Source organism: Porphyrobacter sp. YT40, from assembly GCF_006542605.1.
In the GTDB taxonomy this organism is placed as follows: Bacteria; Pseudomonadota; Alphaproteobacteria; order Sphingomonadales; family Sphingomonadaceae; genus Erythrobacter.
Genome location: NZ_CP041222.1, coordinates 489,168 through 515,569 on the forward strand (window position 1 = coordinate 489,168; position 26,402 = coordinate 515,569).

At 65.8% G+C, this 26,402-nt stretch carries 24 protein-coding genes and 2 pseudogenes; 10 read left to right on the top strand and 16 right to left on the bottom strand.

The window, feature by feature from the left end; genetic code table 11:
- The first annotated feature begins 1 nt into the window (after position 1).
- Both spt and E2E27_RS02270 read left to right on the top strand, forming a co-directional pair.
- Complete coding sequence (gene spt, locus E2E27_RS02265; RefSeq protein ID WP_234036151.1) at positions 2–1,240, top strand: serine palmitoyltransferase; 1,239 nt, start codon at positions 2–4, stop codon at positions 1,238–1,240.
- Between the two features lie 125 nt (positions 1,241–1,365).
- Positions 1,366–2,766 (top strand): hypothetical protein, encoded by a 1,401-nt coding sequence (locus tag E2E27_RS02270; RefSeq protein ID WP_141457496.1) that lies wholly within the window; start codon positions 1,366–1,368, stop codon positions 2,764–2,766.
- 21 nt (positions 2,767–2,787) lie between these two features.
- Here E2E27_RS02270 and E2E27_RS02275 read toward each other — a convergent pair whose 3' ends face one another.
- Positions 2,788–3,057 carry an usg protein gene (locus E2E27_RS02275; RefSeq protein WP_141457497.1) on the bottom strand — a complete coding sequence of 90 codons (270 nt, stop codon included), beginning with the start codon at positions 3,055–3,057 and terminating at the stop codon, positions 2,788–2,790.
- Positions 3,058–3,359: 302 nt separating this feature from the next.
- Between E2E27_RS02275 and E2E27_RS02280 the strand changes: the two genes are divergently transcribed.
- The 4 genes and pseudogenes from E2E27_RS02280 (at position 3,360) to E2E27_RS02295 (ending at position 5,990) form a co-directional block, all read left to right on the top strand.
- Complete coding sequence (locus tag E2E27_RS02280) at positions 3,360–3,827, top strand: hypothetical protein (protein ID WP_141457498.1); 468 nt, start codon at positions 3,360–3,362, stop codon at positions 3,825–3,827.
- A 209-nt stretch (positions 3,828–4,036) separates the two neighbouring features.
- Positions 4,037–4,207, top strand: a pseudogene (locus E2E27_RS19275) (ATP-binding protein); the annotation flags it as partial.
- Positions 4,208–4,265: 58 nt separating this feature from the next.
- Complete coding sequence (locus E2E27_RS02290) at positions 4,266–4,676, top strand: DUF2793 domain-containing protein (RefSeq protein ID WP_141457499.1); 411 nt, start codon at positions 4,266–4,268, stop codon at positions 4,674–4,676.
- 168 nt (positions 4,677–4,844) lie between these two features.
- Positions 4,845–5,990, top strand: coding sequence for an OmpA family protein (locus tag E2E27_RS02295; protein WP_141457500.1), 1,146 nt, complete (start codon positions 4,845–4,847; stop codon positions 5,988–5,990).
- A 318-nt stretch (positions 5,991–6,308) separates the two neighbouring features.
- Here E2E27_RS02295 and E2E27_RS02300 read toward each other — a convergent pair whose 3' ends face one another.
- The 7 genes and pseudogenes from E2E27_RS02300 to E2E27_RS19150 all read right to left on the bottom strand — a co-directional run bounded on the left by E2E27_RS02300 (position 6,309) and on the right by E2E27_RS19150 (position 13,164).
- Positions 6,309–7,865, bottom strand: a complete 1,557-nt coding sequence (locus E2E27_RS02300) for a spinster family MFS transporter (protein ID WP_141457501.1) — start codon at positions 7,863–7,865, stop codon at positions 6,309–6,311.
- Between the two features lie 52 nt (positions 7,866–7,917).
- Complete coding sequence (gene queC, locus E2E27_RS02305) at positions 7,918–8,610, bottom strand: 7-cyano-7-deazaguanine synthase QueC (RefSeq protein WP_141457502.1); 693 nt, start codon at positions 8,608–8,610, stop codon at positions 7,918–7,920.
- A 46-nt stretch (positions 8,611–8,656) separates the two neighbouring features.
- Entirely contained in the window at positions 8,657–9,079 is a 423-nt protein-coding gene (locus E2E27_RS02310) for a DUF3617 domain-containing protein (RefSeq protein ID WP_181443527.1), read from the bottom strand.
- An 86-nt stretch (positions 9,080–9,165) separates the two neighbouring features.
- Complete coding sequence (hslO, locus tag E2E27_RS02315; RefSeq protein ID WP_141457503.1) at positions 9,166–10,065, bottom strand: Hsp33 family molecular chaperone HslO; 900 nt, start codon at positions 10,063–10,065, stop codon at positions 9,166–9,168.
- Positions 10,066–10,108: 43 nt separating this feature from the next.
- The gene (argF, locus tag E2E27_RS02320) at positions 10,109–11,059 is read right to left on the bottom strand and encodes an ornithine carbamoyltransferase (RefSeq protein WP_141457504.1); all 951 of its coding nucleotides are present in this window, start codon (positions 11,057–11,059) and stop codon (positions 10,109–10,111) included.
- Positions 11,056–12,255, bottom strand: coding sequence for an aspartate aminotransferase family protein (locus tag E2E27_RS02325; protein WP_141457505.1), 1,200 nt, complete (start codon positions 12,253–12,255; stop codon positions 11,056–11,058). Before E2E27_RS02325 ends, argF begins: the two co-directional genes overlap by 4 nt.
- Positions 12,256–12,392: 137 nt before the next feature.
- Positions 12,393–13,164: pseudogene (locus E2E27_RS19150) on the bottom strand (cold-shock protein).
- Positions 13,165–13,414: 250 nt separating this feature from the next.
- Between E2E27_RS19150 and E2E27_RS02335 the strand changes: the two are divergent.
- From E2E27_RS02335 to E2E27_RS02350, 4 genes are read left to right on the top strand one after another with little or no spacing between them, the layout of a single operon-like run.
- Positions 13,415–13,846 carry a protein tyrosine phosphatase family protein gene (locus tag E2E27_RS02335; protein WP_141457506.1) on the top strand — a complete coding sequence of 144 codons (432 nt, stop codon included), beginning with the start codon at positions 13,415–13,417 and terminating at the stop codon, positions 13,844–13,846.
- Positions 13,847–13,858: 12 nt separating this feature from the next.
- Positions 13,859–14,272, top strand: a complete 414-nt coding sequence (locus tag E2E27_RS02340) for a hypothetical protein (protein ID WP_234036152.1) — start codon at positions 13,859–13,861, stop codon at positions 14,270–14,272.
- A complete protein-coding gene (locus tag E2E27_RS02345) occupies positions 14,265–15,239 on the top strand; it encodes a sterol desaturase family protein (RefSeq protein ID WP_141457507.1) in 975 nt (324 codons plus the stop codon). The genes E2E27_RS02340 and E2E27_RS02345 overlap by 8 nt, the downstream gene beginning before the upstream one ends.
- A gap of 24 nt (positions 15,240–15,263) precedes the next feature.
- On the top strand, positions 15,264–16,853 hold the full coding sequence (locus E2E27_RS02350; protein WP_141457508.1) for a GMC family oxidoreductase: 1,590 nt from the start codon (positions 15,264–15,266) through the stop codon (positions 16,851–16,853).
- 317 nt (positions 16,854–17,170) lie between these two features.
- On the opposite strand, the gene E2E27_RS02355 is transcribed toward E2E27_RS02350, so the two are convergent.
- From E2E27_RS02355 to pheS, 8 genes are all read right to left on the bottom strand, one after another.
- The gene (locus E2E27_RS02355; protein WP_502705528.1) at positions 17,171–18,535 is read right to left on the bottom strand and encodes an ammonium transporter; all 1,365 of its coding nucleotides are present in this window, start codon (positions 18,533–18,535) and stop codon (positions 17,171–17,173) included.
- Positions 18,536–18,548: 13 nt separating this feature from the next.
- Positions 18,549–18,887 (bottom strand): P-II family nitrogen regulator, encoded by a 339-nt coding sequence (locus E2E27_RS02360; RefSeq protein ID WP_086606757.1) that lies wholly within the window; start codon positions 18,885–18,887, stop codon positions 18,549–18,551.
- 182 nt (positions 18,888–19,069) lie between these two features.
- A complete protein-coding gene (locus E2E27_RS02365) occupies positions 19,070–19,627 on the bottom strand; it encodes a pyridoxamine 5'-phosphate oxidase family protein (RefSeq protein ID WP_141457509.1) in 558 nt (185 codons plus the stop codon).
- A 20-nt stretch (positions 19,628–19,647) separates the two neighbouring features.
- On the bottom strand, positions 19,648–20,517 hold the full coding sequence (locus E2E27_RS02370; RefSeq protein ID WP_141457510.1) for an alpha/beta fold hydrolase: 870 nt from the start codon (positions 20,515–20,517) through the stop codon (positions 19,648–19,650).
- Positions 20,518–20,641: 124 nt separating this feature from the next.
- Positions 20,642–22,162, bottom strand: coding sequence for a peptide chain release factor 3 (locus E2E27_RS02375; protein ID WP_141457511.1), 1,521 nt, complete (start codon positions 22,160–22,162; stop codon positions 20,642–20,644).
- On the bottom strand, positions 22,159–22,908 hold the full coding sequence (locus E2E27_RS02380; RefSeq protein ID WP_141457512.1) for an SDR family NAD(P)-dependent oxidoreductase: 750 nt from the start codon (positions 22,906–22,908) through the stop codon (positions 22,159–22,161). The genes E2E27_RS02375 and E2E27_RS02380 overlap by 4 nt, the downstream gene beginning before the upstream one ends.
- Positions 22,905–25,292 carry a phenylalanine--tRNA ligase subunit beta gene (gene pheT, locus E2E27_RS02385; protein WP_141457513.1) on the bottom strand — a complete coding sequence of 796 codons (2,388 nt, stop codon included), beginning with the start codon at positions 25,290–25,292 and terminating at the stop codon, positions 22,905–22,907. Before pheT ends, E2E27_RS02380 begins: the two co-directional genes overlap by 4 nt.
- Entirely contained in the window at positions 25,289–26,389 is a 1,101-nt protein-coding gene (gene pheS, locus E2E27_RS02390) for a phenylalanine--tRNA ligase subunit alpha (protein ID WP_141457514.1), read from the bottom strand. The genes pheT and pheS overlap by 4 nt, the downstream gene beginning before the upstream one ends.
- Positions 26,390–26,402: the final 13 nt, after the last annotated feature.

Consider the following 26,402-nt stretch of genomic DNA (forward strand, 5'->3'; position numbering starts at 1 on the left):
AATGGCCACTGCCATGAACGACGCTGCCACCGCCGCCGGGCCTGTCGACCTGCTCGCCAAGTTCGATCCGATCATCCAGACCCGCGAGCAGTTGCTGGCCGCAGGGGTCGAGGATCCGTTCAATCTGGTGATGGAGCAGGTGCTCTCGCCGACCCGCGCGATCTGCAACGGGCGCGACACGATCCTGCTCGGCACCTACAACTACATGGGCATGACCTTCGACCCCGACGTGATCGCGGCGGGCAAGGCGGCGATGGAGGATTTCGGCGCGGGCACGACCGGCAGCCGCGTATTGAACGGCACCTTCCGCGACCACCGCGATGTCGAAGCCGCGCTGCGCGATTTCTACGGGATGGACCACGCGATGGTCTTCTCGACCGGCTATCAGGCCAATCTCGGGATCATTTCGACGCTGGCGGGCAAGGGCGATTACATCATCCTCGACATCGACAGCCACGCCTCGATCTGGGATGGTTGCGCGATGGGCAATGCCGAAGTCGTGCCGTTCAAGCACAACGACGTCGAAGCGCTGGAAAAGCGGCTGAAGCGCATCCCCGAAGGTGCGGGCAAGCTGGTCGTGCTGGAAGGCGTCTATTCGATGATGGGCGATGTCGCCCCGCTCAGGGAAATGGTGCGCGTCTCCAAGGAAAACGGCGCGATGGTTCTGGTCGACGAGGCTCATTCGATGGGCTTCATCGGCGAACACGGGCGCGGCGTGGCCGAAGAGCAGGGCGTGCTCGACGATGTCGATTTCATCATCGGCACCTTCTCCAAGAGCGTCGGCACTGTCGGTGGCTTCTGCGTGTCCAACCATCCCAAGTTCGAAGTGATGCGGCTGGTGTGCCGCCCCTATGTTTTCACCGCCGCCCTGCCGCCGAGCGTGATGGCGTCGAGCGCCACCTCGATCCGCAAGCTGATGCACGGCGGCAACAAGCGCGCGCACCTGTGGGAGAACAGCCGCACGCTGCACAAGGGCCTGCGCGATCTCGGCTTCAAGCTGGGTACCGACGAACCGCAGAGCGCGATCATCGCGGTGATCATGCCCGATCTCGAAAAGGGCGCAATGATGTGGGAGGCGCTGCTGAAGGAGGGCCTCTACGTCAACCTCGCCCGTCCCCCGGCGACCCCGGCGGGCATGACCCTGCTGCGCTGCTCGCTGTGCGCGGAGCATTCCGCAGAGCAGGTGCAGACCATCCTCGGCATGTTCGAGCGCGCGGGCAAGGCGATCGGGATCATCTGAGGCCGAGCGTCAAAGTCCGATTGCCTTTTGATTCCATTGCGATAGGTTGACCCGCTCATTCTCGGGGGTCGCCTGTCATGTCTGTTACTTTTTCATCTGGGCGGATTGCGTCCGCTGCAACCCTCATGCTCGCCCTGGCCGGATGTGGCGGGGGAGATTCTTCGCTGAGCCCTGCTCCGCCCCCCGTTCAAACCGCACCGACCCTTACCTCGGCGGCGAGTGCAAGCGTGGTGGAGAACACCACGGGAATTTTCTACACAGCCACTGCCAGCGATCCCCAGAACGATCCGGTTTCTATCTCGCTGTTCAGCGGACCAGACGCGGACAAGCTCGTCCTTCAGGCCAACGGCGGCCTGCGCTTTAATCAAACGCCTAATTTCGATCTCCCGGTCGATGCCAACGGCGACAACATCTACGAAGTCACGTTGCGCGTTACTGCGGGTGGAGAGAGCCGCGATTTTCCGGTCCGAATCACCGTAACCAATGATCGCGAAGGCATCATCGTCAGACGCGCCGCTACGGGGATCGTGGAGCCCGTCGCAGTCGGACAGATGTTCGGGCAGCCTAAACTGCTGATTGCCGAAAGATCCGGACGAATCCTTCAGTTCGATATGACGAACGACGCGCTGACGGAGGATACCTTCATCCGCGACAACCGGCTGCCCGGCGTGGTTCTGTCGGTTGCCTACGGATTTCCCGGAAATCCTTACCAGCGCGGCATCTACCTCGTCACGCACAGCCCTGCGACCGGGCTAATACTGCAAGCGTTCGATGAGACGCGCGGCGCTTTCTCGTCAATAAAGCTCGCCGATTCCTGGACCCAGCCGGTGACCGTGTCCTTCATTCAATTGCCCCGCACCATGCTCGCAATCGGATCGCCGACCGAGGCGCTCGCTCAGGATGCCACAAGCTTCTACGGCAAGCTCGTGGAACTCGAAGTGTTCAACCCCAATGCCGTTGCGAGCGTTCCCGATCCCACTACCATTCCGCTCCTGCCGCGAATTATTGGAGACGGCATCCGGCAGCCCGGCGGCTTTTCCAATGATGGTGGCGTGGCCGTTCTCGCCGACCGCGGAGGTAGTCTGCAGCACGAGCTCACCGCCTTCCGTCCCGAGTGGCGCCCGCTCGATTTTGGCTGGCCGTTCTATGAAGGGTCGGCATCCACGCGGTCCAATCCGCCGGCCGCGGTAAACGGGCCGAATGTAACCTATCCGTTCGGGACGGGGCGCAAGCAAGGCACCGGAATCATCGCGGGCCAGTTTTTCAAGGCAATTTTCGACCCGGTTTTCAAGGATTCCTACATCTTTTTCGACACCAACGGATCGGTATTCCTGATCCGGAGCACCGCGTTCACGAATGGCTTCATCAACACAGCCGGAGTGATCGAGGATCGGACGCAGGATCTGGTTCCGGATCAGGGCCAGATCGGCACATTGGTCGGCTACGCGCCAAGCGTAAACTCCACGGTGTTCTATCTGCTCGACAGCGATGGCGAGTTGTTCGAGGTCAGCCAACAACAACCGTGATTTCACGCGGCGCAGCCCGCCTCAGTTGATGGTCACGATCCCGTCGACGGCGCGCCATTCCTGCGGGCCGATCAGGTGCTTGTGCGCGACCCGCACCGAGTGCAGCACCGCATCGATCTCGCGCCGCCAGAAGGCGAGAAAGCGGTCCAGCTCGGGGAAGCTCGGTGCGACGTCGTATTGCTGCATCACGAATTGCTGCAACAGGCTGCGGTGATCGGGCATGTAGTAATGGATCTGCACCGTGGTGAGGCCATAACCCTGCATCTGGGCCAGAAACGCGCGATCGGTCATCAACTCTCCTCCTGTGGCATTTGAAGAAAGTGGAGAAGCAGATTTCGCACGAATCGATTAACCGTCAATGAAATAGCGCAATTTCGTTGTTGAAAGGGCGAGAGGCCTTCACCGGTATCGAACAGCCAGCTGCAAGCAACCATCGCATCAGAGTCGGCATACATAACCCAATTGGTTATTTTTCTTGACATCGTGACGCTCTTTGGTTAGAAAAGGGCATAGTCGAGAAATAGAGATTCGCCAGCAGGCGGCCTTCCCCGGGAAGCGCCGCCTTTTTGTTGTTCGCACAGGGAGACCTGCCCGTGGCAAACTCTGATCCCGCGCGGACCGGCGCCGACGATACCGGCCCGCCCGAAGGCGGCAATGCAGCCTGGCAAACGCTCTTCATCGAGGCGCTCGCCATCACGTCCAGTCTCGAGCTTGCTGCCGCAGCGGCAGGCGTCGTGCCCGCCGTTGCCTGCGCGCAGCGTCGGCGCGATCCGGATTTCGCGCGCGAATGGAACGCAGCCCTCGCCGAGGGCTATGTGCATCTCGAGTTCGAGATTGTCCGGCGGCTGCGCACGGGCGATTTCAAGACCGGCGATTCCGAGAAATTCGATTTTGCCAACGCCATCCGCCTGCTCGCCGCGCACCGTGACGCCACGGCGCGCGGGGGAGGGCAGGTTCGCCACGTCACCGCCGCCGAGGTGCGCGCCTCGATCGACCGCAAGATCGAGGATATCCGGCGACGCAAGGCGCGGATCGAGGCCGGTGCCGGTGCGCCTTCGTGACCGAACCCTTCGAATGGTTGCTCCGCCATCCCTGGGCCCATGGCGAAGTCGTCAGCGCCCTCACCCAGGATGAGCGGGACAGCTTCGACTATCTGTGGGAATACACCGCCCGCGCCAATCAGCTTCCGCCGCCGGGCGACTGGCGCATCTGGATGATGCTGGCCGGCCGCGGGTTCGGCAAGACCCGCTCGGGCGCCGAATGGGTGCGAATGATCGCCGACAGCCATCCCTCGGCCCGGATCGCGCTCATATCCTCGTCACTGGCCGAGGCGCGCGCGGTGATGGTCGAGGGCGAGAGCGGATTGCTCGCCATCTGCCGCCCCGGACACAGACCGCAATTCGAGCCTTCGCTCAACCGTCTGCGCTTCGAGAACGGGGCGCAGGCGCAGCTGTTCTCCGCCGCCGAGCCCGAGGGTCTGCGCGGGCCGCAGCACAGCCATGCCTGCGGGGCAGGCGCAGAAGGAGTTCTTCGTCAATCAGGCCCTGTGCCTGCTCGACGCGCTTCACCCGCGCGTGGTCAAGGCCTCGGCCGCGGCGCCGCCCGCCGAGGTCGGCGAAGGCGACTGCTTCCGGGTGACAGCCCCCGCCAGCGGCGCGTGGTCGGGACGCGAGGACGATATTGCCGTGCGCATCGGCGGCGACTGGCACTTCGTCTCCCCGCGCGAGGGGTTGCAGGTCTTCGATCAAGGGGATGATCGCCAGCTCGTTTTTCGCACCCAGTGGGAGCACCCGAGCGCCCCTCCGAATCCGGTCGGCGGGGCCGTGATCGACAGCGAGGCGCGAGCCGCCATTGTCGGTCTGATTGATGTACTGGCAACAGCCGGAGTGATCGGCGCGAGCGCGCCCTGATGGCCAGGAATGGCTGTTTTCAGGCCCTTTCGCCGTTGCATTTTTATTCACAGACCCTGCATCGCGACATTCTTGCAACACCCTGACGGTATTGATCGCTTGCCTAGGACAAGGGGAAAAGATAGAGACCGACGGTGCCTCAAGTCCAATACAAAGGGGAATTTTAGAATGCGCAAACTCGTCATTGGAATGGCGATGGCCTCGACCGCGCTGACCACGCCCGCCATGGCCCGTGAAGGTCAGTGGTATATCGAGGGCAACGGCGGCGTCATGCTTGTCGAAGACCAGAGCATCGACGTGAACGGCGCGCCGGATAACGCGGTGGCCAACTACGACACCGGTTATGATTTCGGCGGGATCGTCGGCTACGACTTCGGTGCCTTCCGTCTGGAAGCCGAAGCCAGCTACCGTGCGGCCGACCTCGGGGACGTTCAGGCCGGCAACCAGGGCCTCGCTGACAACCCGCTCGCCTCGGCTCCGGGTGGTTTCACCACCTTCACCGGCACCCGCGAAGCGCTGGGCGAAGTGAACGCGCTGAGCTTCATGCTCAACGGCCTGTTCGACTTCGGCTCGGATGATGGCCTGCAGGCCTTCGCCGGCGGCGGTATCGGTGTGGCGCGTGTCGACATGGACGGCCGCGTGAACGCCAACGGCCCGGGCGTCTGGAACGATTCGGACACCGGCCTCGCCTGGCAGCTGCTCGCGGGCGTCCGCGCTCCGCTGAGCGATTCGTGGGACGTGGGTCTGCGCTATCGCTACTTCAACGTGCCGAACGTCAACCTGATCGATCCGCTGGGCCGCGATCTGGAAACCAAGCTGAGCAGCCACTCGCTGCTGGGCACCATCACCTACAACTTCGGTGGTGAAGAGCCCGTGGCTGCGCCGGTGGCTGTGCCCCCGCCGCCGCCCCCGCCGCCTCCGCCCCCGCCGCCCCCGCCGCCCCCGGCTCCGCCGAAGGTTGCGTGCAACACCGGCCCGTACATCGTGTTCTTCGACTTCGATAAGTCGGACATCACCCCGGCGGCTGCGAACATCCTCAACAGCGCTGTCACCGCCTATGCCAACTGCGGCACGGCGCGCGTGATGCTGGCCGGTCACACCGACCGTGCGGGTAGCGTGTCCTACAACATCGGTCTGGCCGAGCGTCGCAACGCTTCCGTCAGCGCCTACCTGACGGGCCGCGGCATCCCCGCTGCGCGCATCACCGGGGAAGCCTTCGGTGAATCGCAGCCCAAGGTCCCGACCGCCGACGGTGTGCGCGAAGCGCAGAACCGCCGCGTGGAAGTGACCTACGGTCCGGGCTCGGGCATGTAAGTCACCGTTCCAACGGAACATGAAGAGGGGCCGGAGCGATCCGGCCCCTTTTTTGTTGCCCGACGCTCTGCCAGGTGGACGAAAGCGGAACCGGCGTGATGGACACGCAGGTTCGATGCGGGTCGTAACCGTTGATGACCCAAAAAGGCGGACTGGCCTTGAGCCCTATGGGGATGTCTCAATCAGGAGACGGCAACCGTCATGCCCCTGCCCTTGCCAAAGCCGCGCGTTCCGCAGGGAAGATCAAAGCGCGCCAGCCAGGATCACGCGGTCTGTAGCCAACCGCGCACCTTCGCCTCTCCCTGAGCGCGGCGGCCCCTACTCTCCCGCAGCAGCCCGCGCCCGCTCCACCATCGTCGCTTCGGCCTGAGGCAGCGAGCGATAGGCATAGATCAGCAGAACGAAGGAGATCGGCGCCACTCCTATCAGCGACAGCACGCCGATCCGCATGCTCCCGCTCAATTCGGAGATCTGGCCGACCATGTAGGGACCGATCGCCAGCCCCACCAAGGTCGTGGCGAGGAAGAACGATGCGGTCGCCGTCCCCCGCATCCGCGGCAGCACCAGATCCTGCGTCGTTGCCGCCGCCGCGCCCAGCGCGGTCGCCGCGAACATCCCCGCCAGGAAGTTCATCACATAGAAGAGCGTCGCGTTCTCGGTGGTGAACCCGATCCAGATCGGCACGATCGGCGCGAGGATCCCGAACATCACCACGATGATGCGGCCCGAGGGATTGCGTGCGCGCAGCCAGTCGGACATCCGCCCACCCAGGATCACCCCCAGAAAGCCCGACACAGCCCCGCTGCCTCCGAGCACAAAGGCAAGCTCGGCCTTGGGCAGTTTCAGCACGGTTTCCGCATAGGGCGCGGACCAGAAGGCCAGCGCATAGGCGCCGAGCGAGACCAGACCATAGCCCAATGCCGTGCAGATGAAGGCGGGCGTGCCCCAGATCAGCTTGAAGGTTGCCGGGTCGTGCCGCCGCAGCGTCGATGCCCACGAGAAGACGGCATAATAGCCAAACGCCATCGCCGACCACTGCGGCAGATTGCCGGTCAACCCGATCATCACCACCGCAAGGCCGATCATCGCGGCCGCCATCAACAGGTTGACGGCAGCCGCGATCGGTCCGCGCCGCAGCGCATGGAAGAAGGTGAACGGTGGCAGCAGCATCGAAAGATCGATAAGGAAGTCGTGCAAGGGATGGCGCGCGCCGGGCTTGTCGTCAGGCTGGCGCACCGGCTCGCGCAAAGACGCGACCCACAGCGCCAGCAACACGCCGGGGATCCCCACCGCCAGAAACGCCGCCTGCCAACCGACAAGGCCTGCCATGCCGCCCCCCGGGTAGGCCGCATCCCACACCTGCGAGATCTTCGCCCCGATCAGAAGCGACACCCCGCCGCCGAGGTACAGCCCGGAAGAATAGATCGCGAGCGCGGTCGCGCGCTGGCGGGAGGGAAAATAGTCCGAGATCAGCGAATAGGCCGTCGGGCTCGCGGTTGCCTCCCCGACGCCCACGCCCATGCGCGCCAGCGACAGCGTGAGATAGTTGCGCGCAAATCCCGACAGCGCGGTCATCGTCGACCACAGCACCAGCCCGAGCGTCAGCAGCCGCACCCGGTGCCAGCGATCCGCCAGCCTGCCCAGCGGCACGCCAAACAGCGCGTAGAACACCGCAAAGGCCGCACCTCCCAGAAAGCCCAGCTGGCCGTCGCTCAGTTGCAGGTCCCGCTTGATGTCGACCGCGAGAATCGAGAGGATCTGCCGGTCGATGAAGTTGAGGATGTAGACCACAACCAGCACGCCCAGCACATACCAGCTATAGGCCGACGCAGGCTCTTCGCTGCGGTCCGGCGCCGCCGTCGTCTCCAGGCTCAATGCTGATCCCCTATCCCGTTATTGTCTGATCCCTGCCCCGGCGCTTGGCCCGTCAGGCGTTGTAGGCTGTGCTATCGACAATCCCGGCTTCGGCAAAACCCTTTTTCCGCAAACGGCATGAGTCGCACAGCCCGCAGGCCAGCCCGCCGGGTGCGGGATCGTAGCAAGACCAGCTCCACGCCGGGTCAAGCCCCAGCCGCGCGCACTCGGCCGCGATGTCCGCCTTGGTCATGTGCTGGAGTGGCGCGTGGATGGTGAAAGGCGCGCCCTCCACCCCGGCCTTGGTGCCCAGCCTTGCGGTCTCGGCGAAGCTGGCGATGAATTCGGGGCGACAGTCGGGATAGCCCGAATAGTCGAGCGCGTTGACCCCGATGAACACGTCGCGTGCCCCCGCCGCTTCGGCACAGGCCGTGGTCAGTGCAAGGAACACCAGATTGCGCGCGGGCACATAGGTCACGGGAATATCGTCACCCACCCCGCTCTTGGGCACATCGATCGCGTCGGTCAGCGCCGATCCACCGAACGCCCGCAGATCGAGCGCGATGGTGGTGTGGCGCGCAAGGCCGAGCTTGCCCGCAATCCGTGCGGCGGATTCCAGCTCCAGCCGGTGACGCTGCCCGTAATCGACGCTGAGCGCATGGACCGCAAAGCCCGCCTCCTGCGCCAGCGCGGCGGTCACCATCGAATCGAGCCCGCCCGAGAGCAGCACCACGGCGAGCGGCTTGGATTGTTGCGTGTCACTCATGCCAGTGGCCCTATCACGCAGCAGGGCAAAGGCAATCGCTTGCGGCTCAGCACGATCCGGTGCGGCGCGCCTCTGCGGTCATCTGGAACGGCATGCCGCCGTGGATGCCCTGGCTTTCAAGCTGCACCAGAGCGGCGGTCTCGCGGCGGATGCTGGTGCGGCCATAGCCGTTGCCGGGGCAGGTGTACTGCACCGTCACCCGCGCCGCGCCGTCTTCGACGATGAACTGGCTGCACCCGCTTTCGCGATGCATCAGCTGGATCAGCTCCGCACCGGACTTCACGCAGATCTTGCGATCCGGCGCGCCGCCACGCTGCTTGATCGTCCACTCGCCCCGCGTGAGCGTGTCGAGCATCGCAAGGCCATTCCCCTGCGCCAGCACCGGCACCGCAAGGCACAGCGCGCCCCCCACCATCGCGAGGCCCGCGATAGCGGCTGCACGGGTCGTCCTTCGGGTTCGATTGATCATGCCTGTCCTCATGCCAACTTTTGGCCGCCGTCCCTTGCACAAATTGGCCATGCGACGGCGAAACCCGCAAGTTTTTCGACCAACGGTCAAATAGCCAAGGCAAAGCTGCGCGAACAGAAGGCGCAATCGACCGAGATTGTGCCATCGGGCCCGCGCATTTCCTCCTGCTCATCGGGCGGGAAGCGGGCGATGATCGTCTCGTAATGGGCAGCCGAACAGCGGCAGCCGCGTGACAGCACTGTGCCGGGCTGCACCCGCACTTCCTCCTCCTCGTGAAACAGCCGCCAAGCGATCGCTTCGAGCGAGAGCGCGGGATCGAGCAGCTCATCGTGGCTGATCGTGCCTGCGATCACCGCGACATGCTCCCAATCGGGATGGTCGAGCCGGACGTGCAGACGCTCGCGCCCCTCCTCGCCATCGGGCAGGTGCTGGATCAGCATCCCGGCGGCCATCCGACCGCCTGCACCCGCACGGCTGGCGACGCGGATCAGCGTGGGGATCTGCTCCGACTGGCTGAAATAGCTCTCGCACGCCTGCGCCAGGCTGTCGCCTTCAAGCGGCACGATCCCCTGATAGCGCTGCAGGCTCTCGGTTTCGAAGGTGATCGCGAGATAGCCCTCGCCGAACAGCGCGGCGAGACCCGGATTGGCACCGAGCGTTGCCAGCCGCTCCCCGTCGAAATCGACATAGCCGCGCAGAGCGCCGTCGCGATAGTCGCACACCAGCAGCTTCACGATCCCGCCCTGGGTCTGCGCCTGAAGCGTCAGCTGCGCGGTCTCGCCCTTGAGCAGCCCGCCCATCAGCGCGCCCAGCACCAGCGCCTCGCCCAGCAGATGCGTGATCGGCGCGGGGTAATCATGCGCCGAGAGCACCTGCTCCAGCACATCCTCCATCCGCACCACACGCCCGCGCGCATTGCGCCCGGGCAGCGTGAACCCCAGCAGGGTGTCGGAAAAGGTCTCGGCGGTTTGGGTCGTGTCCATCATCCGCCGCCATATGGGGATGGACCGGGCCGGACGGAAGACCCCGTCAGGCCGAGAGCATCCCGAAGGCCCACAGTAGCACCGATTTCTGCGCGTGGATGCGGTTCTCGGCCTCGTCGAACACCACCGATTGCGGGCCTTCGAACACCTCCTCGCTGACTTCCTCGCCCACGTGAGCGGGGAGGCAATGCAGGAACAGCGCATCAGGCTTGGCGAGTACCATCAGATCGGCGTTGACCTGATAGGGAGCCATTGCCGCCAGCTTGTTGTGCGCGTGGGCCTGTCCCATCGACACCCAGGTGTCGGTGACGATCACATCGGCCCCGCGCGCGGCCGCCGCGGCATCCTGCGTCAGCGTCACCGTCGCCCCGCCCGCGCGGGCCAGTTCGACGAAGGCCGCATCCGGCTCATAGCCCTGCGGCACCGCCACGCGGACGTTGGACTTCATCAGCCCCGCCGCCTCGAGGATCGAGTGCAGCACGTTGTTGCCATCCCCGAACCACGCGATGTCGAGCCCCGGCAGCGCCTTGCCATGCTCGATCACGGTGAGCAGGTCGGCGACGATCTGGCAGGGATGCGACATGTCGGTGAGGCCGTTGATCACCGGCACCGTAGCATGGGCCGCCATCTCCTCGATCTTGGCGTGATCGTCGGTGCGCAGCATGATGCCATCGACCATGCGGCTGAGCACGCGCGCGGTGTCGGCGATGCTTTCGCCCCGCCCAAGCTGGCTCGAAGCGGAATCGAGCAGCAGCACGCTCCCGCCCAGCTGGCGCATCGCGATGTCGAAGCTGACGCGCGTGCGGGTCGAATTCTTCTCGAACACCAGCGCCAGCACGCGGCCCTTCAGGGGAGCGTCGGCATCCGGCGCGCCCTTGGGAAGCCCTGCGCGCGCCGCCTTGCGGTCGATCGCGTCATTGATCATCGCCGCAATCGCATCGCCCCCGGCATCGCCGAGGTTGAGGAAGTGACGATACTGCCCCCAGGCCCCGCTCATGCTGCCTCGGGCACCTTGAAGCTCGCCGCGCCGGCCGAGAGCTTGTCGAAGAACTCGTCGATCTCGGCATCGCCGATCACCAGCGGCGGGATCACGCGGATCGTGTTGTCGCCCGCCGCCACGGTCAGCAGCTGGTGATTGTCGCGCAGGTGGACGAAGAACGGGCGGCTCTCCATCTTCATCTTGATCCCGAGCATCAGGCCCTTGCCGCGCACCAGCTCGAACAGCTCGGGATAATTCCCGATGAACTGCTCCAGCCGCGCGCGCAGACGCTCACCCTTTTCGGTGACGGAAGCGAGGAATTCCTCGTTCGCCACGGCCTCCATCACCGCCATCCCCGCCGCCATGGCGAGCGGGTTGCCGCCATAGGTCGATCCGTGGGTGCCGAAGGTCATGCCGCGCGCGGCGTGTTCGGTCGCGATGCAGGCGCCGAGCGGGAAGCCCCCGCCGATGCCCTTGGCGGTTGCCATGATATCGGGCGTGATTCCGTAATGCTCATAGGCATAGAGCTTGCCGGTGCGCGCGACGCCGCACTGCACCTCATCGAGGATCAGCATCAGCCCGTGCTCGTCGCACAGATCGCGCAGGCCCTGCATGAACTCCTGCGAGGCCGGGCGGATGCCGCCTTCGCCCTGAATCGGCTCGACCAGAATGCCCGCCGTCTTCGGCCCGATCAGCGCCTTGGCCGCTTCGAGATCGTCGAAGGGCGCGTACTTGAACCCTTCGAGCAGCGGCGAGAAGCCGTGATGCATCTTGGTCTGGTTCGACGCCGAGATGGTCGCCATCGTGCGGCCGTGGAAGGCGTTGTGGAAGGTGATGATCTCGAACCGGCCCGCATCGCCTTCGTCACCCGCGTTCTGGTGGAAGGCGCGCGCGGTCTTGATCGCGCATTCGACCGCCTCGGCCCCCGAATTGGTGAAGAACACCGTGTCGCCGAAGGTCGTGTCGACCAGCCACTTCGCCAGCTTCTCGCCCTGAGGGCTGCCGTAGAGGTTGGATACGTGCATCAGCGTCGCCGCCTGGCGCTGGATCGCGCCGATCAGGCCTTCGTGCGAATGGCCGAGCAGGTTGACCGCGATGCCGCTGGCGAAATCGAGGTAGCGGGTGCCGTCCTCGTCGATCAGGTGGCAGTGCTCGCCGCGCACCGGCCGGACGCCGCAACGCGGATAGACGGGCATGAGGGGGGTGATCGACATGGGGTATGCTTCCTGAATTATCAAAATCGTAAGGCTCGAAACGCAAATGGCGGCCCTGAACCAGAGCCGCCATCCGCATTCCGTTAATCTCTCGCCGGTGCCGCGTCAAACCGCGGGGAGCGAGGAGGAGGCTGTTGTCAGCCTTCGATCGGGGCCAGATTAACGGCGGAATACTTTCCGCGTCGATCGACCTCGAGATCGAATTCGTAGCGCTCGCCCTCGTTCAGGGCCGAGAGGCCCGAACGCTCGACCGCGCTGATGTGGACGAAGGCGTCCGGCTGGCCGTCATCACGCACGAGGAAGCCGAAGCCCTTCATCGCGTTGAAGAACTTGACCGTGCCCTTGGCGCGCTCACCGGTCAGCTCGCGCTGCGGCGCGGCGGGCTTGGCCGCCACGGCGATCACGTCACCGACGATCTGCAGATCCTGCGCCGACACCTTGCCGCCGCGATCCACCAGATTGTACTGAAGCTCCTGCCCTTCGGCGAGACCTTCAAGCCCGGCGCGCTCGACTGCACTGATGTGCACGAACACATCTTCGCCGCCGCCATCCTGCTGGATGAAGCCGAAACCCTTCTGGCTGTTGAAGAACTTCACCGTGCCCTTGCCGGTGCCGACGATCTGGGCGGGCATGCGGCTGAAACCGCCGCCACCACCGCCGCCGCCGGGGCCACGCGGGCCGCCGCCGAAGCCGCCGCCACCGCCGCGCGGGGCACCGCCGCCGCCGCCGCCGTAGCGATCACCGCCACCGCCGCCGCCGAACCGGTCACCACCGCCACCAAAGCGGTCGTTGCCGAAATCGCGGGGGGGGCGGAAAACCGTCATTCCCGCCGCCAAACGGATCGAAGCCATCTTCGCCGAAACCGTCGCGCTTGTCGCGGCCGCGCCGGCGTCCCCTATCGTAACCCATAGATCAAAACGTACCTTGCCACACTGCCCGCCCTCCATTGCGCCGATGTCGTGGACAGTGAGCCGCACCGGACGCAGACGCCCCGAGCCCGTGGTCCGGCAGCGCACGCGTTTCGAGGTATAGCGCACAATAGCTTGCTTTGCGAACGAAATTACCGGACCGCCCGGCGGCGGGCCGCGCGGGCGCTTGTGCCGGGGGGCAGCTTTGGGCATGACGGGCGCTCACAACCCCCGGGAATGCAGGAGCGCGCATGAGCGATTTTCGCCGCCTCAACGAAAATGTGTTGGTCAGCCCGCAACTTGCGCTAGCCGATATTGCCGCTGCGGCCGCGCTCGGCGTGACGACGATCGTCAACAACCGCCCCGATGGCGAGGAGCCCTCCGCCCCGCAGGGCGATGAAATCGCCGATGCGGCAGCGGCGGCGGGGCTCAATTACGTGGCCATCCCGGTGGGCCACGCGGGCTTTTCCGAGCCGCAGGTCGACGCGATGATCGCCGCGATGGAGCAGGCCGAGGGGCCGATTCTCGCCTATTGCCGCTCAGGCACGCGATCGACCCTGCTGTGGGCGCTGGCGAGCGCAAAACAGGGCGAGGATCCCGAGACCATCGCCCGGACCGCGGCGCAGGCGGGCTACGATGTCAGCCCGATTCGCGCGATGATCGACATGCTCAGCCAGCGCTGAGGCGCTTCTCCCGTGGACTTGCTGCTCCAGACTGCCGGTTCGCTCGTGGCGATCCTCGCGCTGGCGGGGCTGGCGTGGTGGATGAAGCTTGGCGGCGCGCCGGCGCTCGACAGCGAAGCGGCAGTGCGCCGCGCTGCAGGCGAGGTGGAGGACGGGTTCGAGCCCATCGCCGCCGATTTCGACGGCAAGGCCGGGATCGCCCGCGATGCGCAGGGGCGAATCATGGTCATCAAACGCCACGGCAACCGCTTTGCCGGACGCGTGCTTGGCCCGCAGGCCAGTGCCGGTGTCTGGCAGGATCCCGGCCATAACGCGCTCAAGGTCGACAGCGGTGAACGGCGCTTCGGCACGGTCTTTCTCGATATCCCCGCGCCCGAGACTTGGGCCGACGCGATCAATCGGGTAAACGGCAGGCGCGATGCCTGACTTCAACCCCACCCAATATGCCGTTCCGCTGTTCGTGGTGGCGGTGCTGGCCGAGATGATCTGGGCCAAACTGCGCGCCCCCGAGGCTTACGAGCCGAAGGACACGCTGGTCAGCCTCGCCTTCGGCCTCGGATCGACCGTGGCTGGGGCCTTGCTGGGCGGATTCGCGCTAGCGATGTTCATCGCCGCCTACGAATACCGCATCTTCGATTTCGGCCCCGAATGGTGGGCGGTGTGGTGGGCGTGGCCGGTCTGCTTCGTGCTCGACGATCTCAAATATTACTGGGTCCACCGCGCCGGACACCGCATCCGCTGGATGTGGGCGAGCCACGTCAACCACCACTCCTCGCAGCACTACAACCTCTCCACCGCGCTCAGGCAGACGTGGACGGGGATGTTCACCTTCGGCTTTCTCTTCGCGCTGCCGCTGGTGCTGCTCGGCTTCCACCCGGTGATGATCGCGATCTGCGGCGGGTTCAACCTCATCTACCAGTTCTGGATCCACACCGAGGCGATCGACAGGATGCCGCGCTGGTTCGAAGCGGTGATGAACACGCCTTCGCACCACCGCGTCCACCATGCGACCAACCCGCGCTATCTCGACACCAATTACGCGGGCGTGTTCATCGTCTGGGACAAGATGTTCGGCACCTTTACGCCAGAGGTCGAAGACGAGAAAATCCGCTACGGGATCGTCAAGCAGCTCGGCAGCTTCAACCTGCTGTGGGCGGTGTTCCACGAATGGATCGGGATGCTGACCGACATCTGGCGCGCGCCGTGGAAGCACAAGCTCTCCTACCTGCTGCGCGAGCCCGGCTGGAGCCACGATGGCAGCCGCGAAACCAGCGACATGATCCGCGCGCGTTGGGAAGCAAGGACACGGCAGGCGAAGGGCGACACGGCAGATCTACCCCCAGTTTCGGTAGCTGATCGAAACGCGATTGCGGGCAGCGCCGAAGCTGCCTAGTCTCCCTCCCCAAAGGGAGAGATCATGGAAAGTTTCGACTACATCGTCATCGGCGGTGGCAGCGCGGGCAGCGCTGTGGCCGGACGCCTCGCGGTCGACGGCACGCGCCGGGTCTGCCTGCTCGAAGCCGGCGGACGCAACAACAACATCCTCGTGAAGACGCCGGGCTTCATGCCCTTCCTGCTCAAGAACGCGAACTACCGCTTCGAGACCGTCCCGCAAAAGGGGCTGAACGGGCGGATCGGCTACCAGCCGCGCGGGCGCGGGCTTGGGGGCTCCTCCGCGATCAACGCGATGGTCTATATCCGCGGCAACCGCTGGGATTACGACAATTGGGCGGCGCTGGGCTGCACCGGCTGGGCCTATGACGACGTGCTCCCCTACTTCAAGCGCGCCGAGGCGAACGAGCGCGGCGGCGACGAATTCCACGGCGCGGGCGGCCCGCTGTTCGTCGAGGACCAGAAATACGCCAACCCCACCAGCCACGCCTTCGTCGATGCGGCGGCGGCGCTCCAGCTGCGCACCAACAGCGATTTCAACGGCGCGCGGCAGGAGGGCTTCGGGCTCTACCAGGTCACCCAGCACAAGGGTGAGCGCTGGTCGGCGGCGCGCGCTTACGTGGAGCCGATTCGCGATCAGGGCAATTTCGCGGTGCGCACCGATACGCTGGTCGAGAAGCTGGTGATCGAGGGCGGACGTGTCACCGGCGTCCAGATCCGGCGCGGCGGCAAAAGCGAAACGCTGCTCGCCCGGCGCGGGGTGGTGCTGAGCGCGGGGGCGTTCAATAGCCCGCAGATCCTGATGCTCTCCGGCATCGGCCCGGCGGAGCATCTCAAGGCGCACGGGATCGAGGTGGTTCTCGACAGGCCCGCGGTCGGCAGCGACCTGCAGGATCACATCGACTATGTCTCCGGCTGGGAAACGACAAGCGACGTGCCGCTGGGGCAGTCGCTCAAGGGCACGCTCAAGATGGCGGCGGCAATCCTCGAACATCGCCGCAAGCGGACGGGCACGCTGACCACGCCCTATGCCGAGGCCGGGGGCTTCTGGACGGTGATGCCCGATAGCCCCGCGCCAGACGTGCAGTGGCACTTTGTTCCGGCTGTGCTCGAAGATCATGGGCGAGAGAAGGTGAAAGCTCACGGCTTCTCGCTCCACGCCTGCGTGCTGCGGCCCGAAAGCCGGGGGACGGTGCGGCTCGGTTCGCCCGATGCGGCAGCGGCGCCGGTGATCGACCCCAACTTCCTCGACGACGAACGCGATATGGCGACTTTGCGCGCAGGCGTGCGCCTGTCGCACCGCATCGCCGAAGCGCCGCCCTTGCAGGCTTTCGGGCCGAAGGATCGCCACCCCATCGACCTCAACGACGACGCCGCGCTCGACGCATTGATCCGGGCCCGCGCGGACACGGTCTATCACCCGGTCGGCACCTGCCGCATGGGCGCGGACGCGGATGCGGTGGTCGATCCAACGCTGAAGCTGAACGGGCTCGAAGGCCTGTGGGTGGCCGATGCGAGCATCATGCCGAGGCTCGTCAGCGGCAACACCAATGCGCCGAGCATCATGATCGGCGAGCGGTGCGCGGACTTCGTGATGGCGGCGGAGCGGGAATAGACCTCACCTCCAATCCGAAGTGCAGCAACGGCCCGAAGGGCCGCAAGCGCGACCGCGCGCCCGCAGGTGCTCGCGCATAACGCGAAACGCACCGAGGACGACCCCGCGGAGGCGGGGTCGCAACAAAAAAAGGCCGGAGACGCTCAAAGCGGCTCCGGCCATATTCAGTTTGTTCGTTCGCAGGAGGAACAAGGTGAGGCGGGGGGAGGGGAGAGGGAGAGAGAGAGAGGCCTCCCCCCGCCAAGCTTGGTGTTCTTTGTTGGTCGCATCGCGAAGGGCAAAAACCGGTGCCCACTTTTTGCGCGATGCTCCCGTGATTAGTTGTAGGCGCGCTCCCCGTGTTCGGAGATGTCGAGGCCGTTGACTTCGGTCTCTTCGTCGACCCGCAGACCCACGGTCGCCTTGGTGATGAAGCCCGCGATCAGGGTGCCGACGCCGGCCCAGCCGATCGCGACGAGCACCGCGATGATCTGGGTGGTGACCTGCGCACCCATCTCGAAATCCTCGCCGCCCGGTCCGCCGAGCGCCGGGGAGTAGACGATGCCGGTGCCGATCGCGCCGATGATGCCGCCCACGCCGTGGATGCCGAAAGCATCGAGCGAGTCGTCGACGCCGAGCTTGGCCTTGACCTTCGAGACGACGATGAAGCAAACCACCGAAGCGATGATGCCGAGCAGGATCGCGCCGAACGGGCCGGAGTTGCCCGCTGCCGGCGTGACCGCCACCAGACCGGCGATCACACCCGAGCAGAAGCCCAGCGCCGAACCCTTGTGACCCGCCAGTTTCTCGGCGACCATCCACCCGAGCCCGCCTGCCGCCGTGGCGACAAAGGTGTTGATCATGGCGAGACCGGCAACACCGTCGGCTTCGAGCTCCGAGCCGGCGTTGAAGCCGAACCAGCCCACCCACAGCAGACCCGTGCCGACCATCGTCAGCGTCAGGCTGTGCGGGGGCATCGGCTCGGTCGGGTAGCCCTTGCGCTTGCCGAGCAGGTAGGCGAGCACCAGACCCGAGACGCCGGCGTTGATGTGCACCACGGTGCCGCCCGCGAAGTCGAGTGCGCCCATGTCGAACAGCAGGCCGCTCACGCCGGTGTCGCCGCCGTCGAACCACACCATGTGCGCGATCGGGAAATAGACGATGGTCAGCCAGATCGGGACGAACATCATCACCGCGCTGAACTTCATGCGCTCCGCCGTGGCGCCGAGGATCAGCGCCGCCGTGATCGCGGCGAAGGTCATCTGGAAGGACGCGAAGACGTATTCGGCAATCACTTCTTCCGAGAACGTCGCGGCGGTCGTGTCCGGGGTGACACCGGCCAGAAACAGCTTCGAGAAATCGGCGATGAAGGGGTTGCTGCTCCCGCCGAAGGCCATCGTGTAGCCCCACATCACCCAGATCAGCATCGCAAGGCACGCGGTCGCGCCGATCTGCGTCATGGTCGAGAGCATGTTCTTCGAACGGGTCAGGCCGCCGTAGAACAGCGCCAGGCCCGGCAGAATCATCAGCAGCACGAGGATGGTGGAGGTCATCATCCACGCATTGTTGCCCGGGTTGGGAACGGCAGGCGCGGCCTCTGCGGCAGCGGCGGCGGCTTCGGCCACCGGGGCGGCGAAGGCGGGCGTAGCGAGCATCGCCACCCCGGTCGCCAGCGCTGCACCCTTGAAGAGAATGGATTTCATCGAATTGGCCCCCTTACAGCGCGGTTTCGCCGGACTCGCCGGTGCGGATGCGGGTCGCCGAGGCAAGATCGAGCACGAAGATCTTGCCGTCGCCGATGGCTCCGGTGTTGGCGGTCTGCTGGATGGTTTCGACCACCTGCGCGGCGATATCGTCGCTGGCAGCGATCTCGAGCTTCACCTTGGGAAGCATGTTGGTGGAATATTCGGCACCGCGGTAGATTTCGGTCTGACCCTTCTGGCGACCGAAGCCCTTGACCTCGGTGACGGTCATTCCGGCAATGCCGATCCCGCTCAACGCCTCACGAACGGTGTCGAGCTTGAATGGTTTGATGACGGCGATGATGAACTTCATCTTTGGCCCCTGTTGCACCGGATTGTTTCCGGCCACCGGGATCACAGCAACAAGCGTGCCAAAGAAGTGTAACGTGGCTGACGCAAAGGAATCAGCGCGTTTCTTCGCACCTGCGGAATAATACCTGCCTAATTTTTAGGCGGGTGATTAACGATTGGGCAATTTTTGCGGCAGTCCGAGGGTCATTCCCCCGCAATGAAGCGGTCGGTCGCGCGGGTCGGCAAGCCGTCGATGCTGCGGGTGCGCTCGGCCACCTTGGCCTCCCATTGGGTGGGATCGGATTGGCGGTGCGCTTTCTTCAGCGTCTCGCGCTCGCCCTCCAGCGCCATCAAGGGCACGCCCCAGCCACAGGATGACTGCACGCTCTCGACCGCGATGTCGAAGATCTGGCGCGTTCCCGGCATCAGCGTGAAGTGCGCTGCCAGCGCGTCCCATTCGTCGTCCTGCGGCAGCACGGGGCGCCCGCGCCCGTAGATGCGCAGGATCAGCGCGGGTCGCTGGAAGTTGCAGAACATCACCGTGATGCGCCCGTCGGCGGCGAGATGCGCATGAGTCTCGTTGCCCGACCCGGCAAGGTCGAGATAGGCCACACGGGTGGGCGAGAGCACGCGGAAGGCGTCATAGCCCTTGGGGCTGAGATTGATCCGCGCATCCTCCGCGGCGGTCGCGACGAAGAACACCGGCTGCTGCGCGATCATCGCGATCTGCTTTTCGGTGAGCGCCTCGGTAAAATCGGCCATTGGACGCTCCTTTCAAGCGGTCAGAGGAAATCGCGCAGGGTGGCGATGAAACGATCGAACTGGTCGTGGTGGAGCCAGTGGCCGGCCTTCTCGAACTCGATCACGCTGGCGGTGTTGAAGTGGGCGATGCGCCCGTCCTTCTCGGGGTTCGAGGCCCAGGAATCCGCCCCGTAGAGCAGCAGCGTCGGGCAGGTGATCGCGCCCCACAGCTGTTCGATGAATTCGTCGCCGATATCCTCGACCGGCCAGACGTTGAGGTGCGGATCGAACTTCCAGCTATAGGTGCCGTCCTCGTTGCGGTTGACGCCGTGGACGGTGAGGTGGCGGGCCTGCTCCTCGGTGAGGTAGGCGTTCTCCTCGATCATGCGGGCGAAGGCGGCCTCGATGCTCTCGTATTTGCGCGGAGTGCGCCCGGCGGCCTTGCGCTTCTTCTCGATCCATTCGGCGAGGCGTGCGGGATAGGGGACGCTGCGCTGCTTCTCGCGCCATTCGGGCGAGGGGCCGAGGCCCTCGATCGCGACCAGCTTGGTCACCATCTCGGGGAAAGCCCCGGCATATCGCAGCGCGACATTGCCGCCCATCGAATGCGCCACCATCCGCACCGGGCCGACGCCCAGCTGGTGGATCAGCTGCGCCAGATCATAAACCATGTCGCCCGCGGAATAGACCCCGTCGGAAACCCAGTCGGAATCGCCATGCCCGCGGTGGTCCATCGCGATGACGTGGTAATCCTCGCGCAAAGCCTCGGCGGTCCAGTCCCACGAGCGCGCATGATCGCGCCCGCCATGCACCAGCACCAGCGGCGGCTTCCCGCGCCCGCCCCAGTCGAGGTAGTTGAGGCGAAGGCGCTGCGAGATGAAGGTCTGCGAGGTCGGAACGGTATCGAGCATGGGGATGCTTTGGCCAAAGAGCGCTCGTTTCGCAATTCGCAATTGCGATCCCCCGCGAAGGCGGGGGCCTCGGGCCGTTGGCGCTGCATTCGCCTGAGGTCCCCGCCTTCGCGGGGACTCGCACTCAGCGTTCCTTCGTCGCCGAGAAGGTCAGCTCGGGGTTTTTCTCGACCTGATAGCTCACGTCCCACGGGCTCTTGGCCATGAACACCATGTCGCCGTCGCGATCCTTGGCGAGGTTGGCGCGGTTGAAGCTGGCGAAGTCATCGAGCGCCTTGGCATCCCCCTTGATCCAGCGCGCGGTCGCGAAGGGCGAGGGTTCGAGCGCGGCTTCGACCTTGTATTCGGCCTCGAGACGGCTGATCAGCACCTCGAGCTGGAGCTGGCCGACCACGCCGACGATATGGGCCGAGCCGATCTCGGGGTAGAAGACCTGGATCACGCCCTCTTCCGAGAGGTCGTCGAGCGCCTTGCGCAGCTGCTTGGTCTTGGTCGGATCGCGCAGCTGCACGCGGCGCAGGATTTCCGGCGCGAAATTGGGAAGGCCGGTGAAGCGCACCTGATTGCGCTCCGACAGCGTATCGCCCACCCGCAGCGTGCCGTGATTGGGAATGCCGATGATGTCGCCCGCCTCCGCCGTGTCGGCCAGCTCGCGGTCCTGTGCGAAGAACAGGATCGGCGAGTGGACCGCAATCGGCTTGCCCAGCCCGCTCGGCGTCAGCTTCATGCCGCGTTTGAAGGTGCCCGAGACCTGCCGCATGAAGGCGATGCGGTCGCGGTGGTTGGGGTCCATGTTGGCCTGCACCTTGAAGATGAAGCCGGTCACCTCGTCGCGGCTCGGCTCGATCTGCTCCTCGCCTGCGGGTTGCGGACGCGGCGGCGGCGCGAAGCGGGCAATGGCGTCGATCAGCTCGGTGACGCCGAAGTTCTTGAGCGCCGATCCGAAATAGACCGGGGTGAGGTCGCCGTGGCGGAAGGCCTCGAGGTCGAACTCGGGATAGCCGCCGCGCGCCAGCTCGATCTCGTCGGCGAAGCGCTGGGGGATGGCGGCGGTGTCGCGGGTGCCGAGGAATTCGCGGCTCGGCCCTTCGGGGCGGCTGATGGTTTCGGTCGCGAAATCGAGCAGGCCCTCGAACTCGCCGCCCATGCCGATGGGCCACATCTGCGGCGAGACATCGAGCGCCAGCATGTCGGCGACCTCGTCCAGCGTCTCGAAGGGATCGCGGCCCTCGCGGTCGACCTTGTTGACGAAGGTGAGGATCGGCACACTGCGCAACCGGCAGACCTCGAACAGCTTGCGCGTCTGCGGCTCGATGCCCTTCGCGGCGTCGATCACCATCACCGCCGAGTCGACCGCAGTCAGCGTCCGGTAGGTATCCTCGGAGAAATCCTCGTGCCCCGGCGTGTCGAGCAGGTTGAAGACGATGCCGTCCTTCTGGAACGTCATCACGCTCGACGTGACCGAGATCCCGCGCTGCTGCTCGATCTTCATCCAGTCCGACCGCGCGCGACGTGCCTGTCCGCGCGCCTTGACCTCGCCCGCAAGGTGGATCGCGCCGCCCTGCAGCAGCAGCTTTTCGGTGAGCGTGGTCTTCCCCGCGTCAGGGTGCGAAATGATCGCGAAGGTGCGGCGGTTGGAGGTCACTGGTTGTCGCGTGCGATGCGGAAGCCCGCAAAGTCCTGGTTGACCGGCATCAGCTCGATGCGGTTGATGTTGAGATGCGGCGGCAGGCTGGCGATCCAGCCGATGGTGTCGGCAATGTCCTCGCCGGTCATCGGGTTGACGCCGCGATAGAGATCGTCAGAGACCTGCTGGCTGCCGGTGCGCACGAGGGTGAATTCGGTCTCGACCATCCCCGGCTCGATGCTGGTCACGCGCACCCCGGTGCCGTGGAGATCGGCGCGCAGGGCGAGCGTGAAGTGGTTGGCGAAGGCCTTGGACCCGGCATAGACGTTGCCGCCCGGGTAGATGTAATTCCCCGCGACCGAACCGATGGCGATGATCGCCCCTTTGCGCTCGATCAGCTTCGGCAGCAGCTTGCGGGTCAGCACCACCATCGCGGTGATGTTGGTGTCGATCATCGTCTGCCAATCGTCGAGATTGGCGTTCTGCGCCGCCGACAGCCCTTGGGCGAGGCCGGCATTGTTCACCAGCAGGTCGATGTCGCGGAAGCCTTCGGGCAGGCTGGCCAGCGCGGCGTCGAGCGCGGCGGTATCGCGCACATCGAAGCAGGCGGTGTGCACCTTGTCCGCGCCCAGTTCGGCAACCAGCGCGTCGAGCCGGTCCTGCCGCCGCCCGGTGGCGACGCAGCGCCAGCCGTCGGCGACCAGACGGCGCACCGTGGCGAGGCCGATCCCGGCGGTCGCGCCGGTGACAAATGCCGTTTTCATCCGCGCAGACTCCCACCCAGCTTGGCCGCAGCCGCCACTACCTTTTCGGCGATAGCTTTGAGCTCGGCATCCTTGAAACTCGCCTCGCCCGGCTGGAGCGTGACTTCGAGCGCGATGGACTTCTGCCCTTCGGGCACGCCTTGCCCCGCGAAGACGTCAAACACGCGCACGCCGGTGATGCTCGCCTTGTCCGCGCCTTGGACTGCGCGCACCAGATCGCCCGCTGGCAGCGAAGCGGGGACGAGGAAGGCGAAGTCGCGGGTCACGGCCTGCAGCGCAGGCGGGGTGAAGCCGGGGCGGGCGAAAGCGGCGTTCTTCTTCGGCGGGATCGCGTCGAGGAACAGCTCCACCGCCGCAATCGGCCCGTCGGCGTCGAAGGCCTTGAGCGTCGCGGGATGCACCATCCCGAAGCGCGCGAGCACGGTTTTGGGGCCGAGGCGCAAGGTGGCCGACTGGCCGGGATGGAATTGCGGCCCCGCCTCCCCCATCACCATCAGGTTCGCGACAGGCGCGCCCGCCGCTTCGAGCAATGCGAGCGCCAGCGCCTTGGCGTCATAGGCGTCGAAGGCCTGCGCCTTGCCGCTTTGCCATCCGCGCGGGGTCTTCTCGCCCGCAAGCACGATGCCGAGCGTCGGCTTCTCGTCGCTGAGACCATTGCTCCCGCGGAAATAGCGCCGCCCGATCTCGAACAGGCGGGAGGAGGACGCGCCGCGATCGGCATTGCGCTTGGCCGCCATCAAGAGGCCCGGCAGCAGCGAGGGGCGCATCGCCTTCATGTCCTCGCTGATCGGATTGGCGAGCGTCCACAATGGCTGATCGCTGGCGAAGTGTTCCGCCGCCCAAGTGGGGAGGAAGCTCCACGTCACCGCCTCGTTCAGCCCGCTGGCGGCGGCGGCACGGCGCAGGCCGCGCTCGAGCTTCTGCTGCGGGGTGGCAGTGGGGCGGGCGACGCCTTCCGCACGCGGCAAGGCAACGCTGGCGACCTTGTCGAGCCCGTGGATGCGCACGACTTCCTCGACCAGATCGGCAGGGCCTTCGATGTCGTGGCGGCGCAGCGGGCAAGTGACCTGCCAATCGGCGCTGACGGTGAAGCCAAGGCTTTCGAGGATGCGCTTCTGCTCGCCCTCGACCACCTCGACACCGCCGAGACGCGCAGTCAGGCCGGGATCGAAGCCGATAACCTTGGCGTCAGACGGCGGCGATCCCGCGCGGACGACTTCGCTCGCCGTGCCGCCCGCCAGTTCGACGATCAGCCCGGTGAGCAGATCGAGGCCCTGATCGAGAAACTCGGGATCCACCCCGCGCTCGAACCGCGTGCGCGCGTCGCTCGACAGCCCCAGCTTGCGCCCGGTCGCGCCAATGCGCGCCGGATCGAAGTAAGCGATTTCGAGCAGCACGTCGGTGGTGTCGTCCTGCACCCCCGAATGCTCGCCGCCCATGATCCCGGCGATGTCGTGCACTTGGCTCTCATCCGCGATCACGACCATTTCGCTGTCCAGCGTGTAGGTCTTCTCGTTGAGCGCCAGCACCTCCTCGCCGTCCTTGGCGCGCCGCGCAACGACCGCGCCCTGCAGCTTGGCAAGGTCATAGACGTGCGCCGGACGTCCGAAGCCGAGCATCAGGTAGTTGGTCAGATCGACCAGCAAGGAGATCGGGCGCTGGCCCGCGCTCTTGAGCCGCTGTTGCAGCCAGTCGGGCGAGGGGCCGTTGGTCACACCCTTGATCACGCGGCCGTAGAAGGCAGGGCAGCCTTGCGCGTCGTCGGTGCGGATTTCCACCGGACACGCACCCTCAGCCGTGAAGGCGGGCATCGCGATCGGCTTCAGCGTGCCCAGCCCCTTGGCCGCCAGATCGCGGGCGATGCCGTAGACGCCCATGCAGTCGGGGCGGTTCGGCGTCACCGCCACCTCGATCACCGGCGCGGCGCCGTGATAGCTGGCGAAATCGCTGCCGACCGGCGCGTCTTCGGGCAATTCGATGATCCCGTCGTGATCCTCGCCCAGCTCCAGCTCGCGCACCGAACACATCATGCCGTTCGATTCGACCCCGCGGATCGCGCTCTTGCGAAGCACCATACCGTTGGCGGGCACCACCGCGCCGGGGAGGCCCAGCACGCCCTTCATCCCAGCACGCGCATTGGGCGCGCCGCAGACGACCTGCAGCGGATCGCCCTCGCCCGTGTCGACGGTGAGCACCTGCAGCTTGTCGGCATCGGGATGGCGCGCGGCGGTGAGCACGTGAGCGACACGGAACCCGGCGAGCTTTTCTGCCGGATCCTCCACGCCCTCGACCTCGAGCCCGATCGCGTTGAGCGCGTCGCAGATTTCCGCAACGGTGGCGGTGGTCTCGAGGTGGTCCTTGAGCCAGGTCAGCGAGAACTTCATGCGCGTGCTCCTACCCCTGCGGAAAGGGTCGGCTGGTCGAAGGGCGAGAAGCCGTAATGCGCCAGCCAGCGCGGATCGCCGTCGAAGAAGGCGCGCAGATCGTTCATCCCGTACTTGAGCATCGCGATGCGGTCGATCCCGAGGCCGAAGGCGAAGCCCTGCCATTCGCTCGGATCGAGCCCGGCGAATTCGAGCACGCGGGCGTTGACCATCCCGCTGCCGCCCAGCTCCATCCACGCATGGCCCGGCGCATCGCCGTGCCCGCCGACGACGCGGCGGCCGCCTTCGGTCGAGTAGCCGACATCGACTTCAACGCTCGGCTCGGTGAAGGGGAAGTAGCTCGGGCGCAGGCGCAAGGTGATGTCCTCACGCTCGAAGAAGGCCTTGAAGAAGGTCTCCAGCGTCCACTTGAGATGGCCGAGGTGAATATCGCGGTCGATCACCAGCCCTTCGACCTGGTGGAACATCGGGGTGTGCGTCGCGTCGCTGTCCGAGCGATAGACGCGGCCCGGCGCGATGATGCGGATCGGCGCGCCCTGATCCAGCATCGAACGGATTTGCACCGGGGACGTATGCGTCCTGAGCAGTATCTCGCGCCCCTCGGCGGTGCGATCCGGGAAGTAGAACGTGTCGTGCATCGCCCGCGCAGGGTGCGTCTCATCCATATTGAGCGCGGTGAAGTTGTGCCAGTCGTCCTCGATCTCGGGGCCGGTGGCGACCGCGAAGCCGAGGTCGGCGAAGATTTCGGCGAGTTCGTCCATCACCTGCGAAACCGGATGCACCGATCCCCTGGGCGCGGCAGGCGCGGGCAGGGTCAGGTCGATGGTCTCGCGCGCGAGCTGCGCTTCGAGCGCGGCGGCTTCGAGCGCGGCCTTCTTCGCCTCAAGCGCCTCGGCGATGCTCGCGCGGGCGGACTGGATCGCGGGGGCGGCAGCGGTGCGCTCTTCCGGGCTCATCCCGCCCAGCGTCTTCAGGGCGAGGCTGACCCAGCCCTTCTTGCCGAGCGTGTCGAGCCGCTGCGTCTCGAGCGCATCGAGGCTGTCGGCCGCCGCAATCGCGGCCAGCGCGGCCTCGGTCTGGGATGTGATGTCGGTCATGGTCTCGGGCGAT